General features: G+C 54.1%; 2 protein-coding genes. Both read right to left on the bottom strand.

Going from position 1 to position 2,860, the window contains the following annotated elements; translation table 11 throughout:
- Positions 1-512: 512 nt before the first annotated feature.
- A complete protein-coding gene (locus tag ACR0J8_RS24150) occupies positions 513-1,547 on the bottom strand; it encodes an NADP-dependent oxidoreductase (protein WP_480527937.1) in 1,035 nt (344 codons plus the stop codon).
- 1,049 nt (positions 1,548-2,596) lie between these two features.
- Positions 2,597-2,860 (bottom strand): transposase (locus tag ACR0J8_RS24145; protein ID WP_480527939.1); only part of this gene is annotated, 264 nt, incomplete at its 5' end.

Genomic DNA, 2,860 nt, shown 5'->3' with positions numbered 1-2,860 from the left:
GCAACCGACAGCCGAAAATCCTGCGTGAGAGGCACGCAGCCGCTCAAATTCCTCGAAGAGAAAACGAACCAAAAGGAAGAGTTCTTCAACGGTATAAGCCCAAAAACGGACGCTCACTTAATTCCGCTCGACGTCTAATTTGCGGACAATTGAGACGCCCAAGCCAGCTCTGTGAACGGCATCTTTACGTTTCCTGATTCAGGCGTGCCTACTTACGAAACTCGCCAACAAAGAAGTGGTTTTCTTGGACCCACCGTCCATCTGGAAATGGCCGCAATCCTCCAGCACGTGAAGTTCTGATCCCGAAATGGCTTTAAGTAGTCGGTCCACCTAATCAGCCACCCGCCACGCGCCATCTGCCCTAAAATCCCTAACAACGGACTCTTGAATACTGACGCTCCGTCTCATCACGTTGAAAGACACTTTCCATCCCACGTTGCCATATGAGCCTGAAAACCATCCAAGAATCAACTTTCCCTCAAGGCAATCACCAAATCGAAACAACCGGATGCCTACGACCCGACTTTGACAACCATCTTTCCAAAATTCCCGCCAACCAGCAGCTGATTAAAGGCCGCAGGAGCGTTTTCAAGTCCTTCCACGACGTGCTCTTTGTATTTGACGGACCCATCTTGAAGCCAAGCGGTCATGTCCCGAGCAAACTCTTTGTACAGCAACAGCGGAAAACTGTCGTAGATGATAAAGCCCTGCATCTTAACCTTCATACGCAGTATGGTGCCCATGATGGCCGGTCCCATATCAGGTCCCTTTGGAAGACCAGGCAAATTATACCAAGCCACCACACCGCACACGGGGATACGAGCAAAAGGGTTAAGCAGCGGCAAAACCGCGTAAAGCACTTTGCCCCCAACGTTTTCGAAATACACGTCAATCCCGTTCGGACATGCTTCGCGCAATTCGGTGGCCAACTCATCCGACCGGTGATCAATGCAGGCATCAAACCCTAGGTTTTCCACCACGTGACCGCATTTCTCGGGCCCTCCGGCAATACCAACGACCCGGCAACCTTTCAGCTTTGCGATTTGCCCGACTGTTGCCCCGACCGGCCCCGCTGCCGCTGCCACAACGACGGTTTCGCCCGGTTTTGGCTCTCCAATTTTCAACAGTCCTGCATAGGCGGTGTAGCCAGGCATCCCAAGAATTCCCAATGCCCAGGATGGGTTCTTCGGGTTCTTACCTAGGTTCATCACCTGAACTCCGTCGGAGATCGCATAGTCTTGCCAGCCGCTGCCGGAAAGCACGAAGTCGCCTTCTTCGTAGCCTTTGAGATTGGAAGTCACCACCTGTCCAACGACCTGGGCAGTCATGACCTCTCCGATCGCCACAGGTTCGGCGTAGGACTTGGCATCATTCATGCGTCCCCGCATGTAGGGATCCAAGGACAGGTAAACCGTGCGCACCAGCATTTCGCCTTCGTCGGGCACTGGCACATTGGTTGTCTGCAATTTCAGTGTGTTGTCGTCTGGTTGACCTTTTGGTCGCTCGGCGAGAACAATTTGACGATTTGCATCCAATGTCTGTGCCATAGTGGCTTCCTTCTGTTGCCGAACCACAAAGACATTGCCACGGAATTGGCCGGTACAGAAGACACACAAAACAGAGAATCAAACTCTGGCCGGGAAGAAAAGTTTCCGGTAAATGCTGCACGAGCCTTCGAATGTATGCTGTACTTGGTCCTCAAACCCCAAGCGGCGGGTATGTCCGGCTCGTATTGAAGAACTGGGGTTTGGACCCGTTTCGGGCGTCGCGTCAAATTGTGAGCTCTTCGTTTCAACCCGTTAGTGCCGGTTGCGGGACCAGTTGTACGAGCTTCCAGAGATTTTGCGCGGTGGTTTCGAGTTGGAACTGTTCATATGCGCCTTTGGGCCCTCGGAGTCGCATCATCGGTACCCCTATGTATCACTTCAGATGCGCGATCAGCATCGCGACCTTTTGCCTCTGATTGAACGAGGTCAGGAAGGCGTCTGTTTTCCAGATTTCGCGGGCGATATCTCGCGCGGCTTCATGCACGGCGCCTGGGCGGCACTGCGGCTTCAAGGGGCATGCATGGCAGTCGTGTTTTGAGGCGCGGTATCGGATGAACCCGTCTTCGCCGCCATTGGGTTCCTAGGAGTTGGAGAAGTTCCGGCGGTATGTCCGCTAGTTCTTTGTTGTCAGGACATGTGCAGCTGTCGGTTGCAGGGTCATAGGAAGAGTCTTCGCGAGAGAATGTGCCGTCCGTTCGCTTCGATTTAGCCCAGACCGGCATATGTGCAGCGATGCCGCGCTCTTCCACCAACCGATCCAACATCTCCGCTGATCCGTAGCCCGTATCGCCAATCAGCTTGTCTGACATCATACCGATGCGATCCGTAATCCGGTCGAGCATAAGGCGTGCCGCAAAGGTCTCGGCGGTTCGGATTGGCACTGACGTGCTATACATCGACGATGACCGTGTTGTCCAAATCCACCATATAGTTGGTTGAATATGCGAAGAAGGCTGCACCACCATCCACCCCGGTCCAGCGCGCGGCGGGGTCAACAGGCGAGATGTACTTGGGTACGGCCTTAGTTGACGCGCCGAATGCGGCATCATCTAGTGTTTCGAGATACTCTTGAACCGCGCGTGGTCAGCAGAATCGATGCTCGTTGCATCCCAATCTTCCTTCGATGTTGAGTTCTGCTTGTAGTCATCCGCCTTGATTAGGTTGGCATCAATTGCCATACGCTGACCGCTCACCAGGCCTTCCACGATACAGCGGGCGACGGTTGTCTCGGACAGGCGCCGTAGCAGTTCACTCTCACGGAACCGGCCATGCCGGTTTTTGGAGAACGTCGAATGGCCGCGAACGTGGTCGTT

It is taken from the genome of Ruegeria sp. N11 (assembly GCF_056531525.1).
This window is presented reverse-complemented; position numbering and strand designations above follow the sequence as displayed.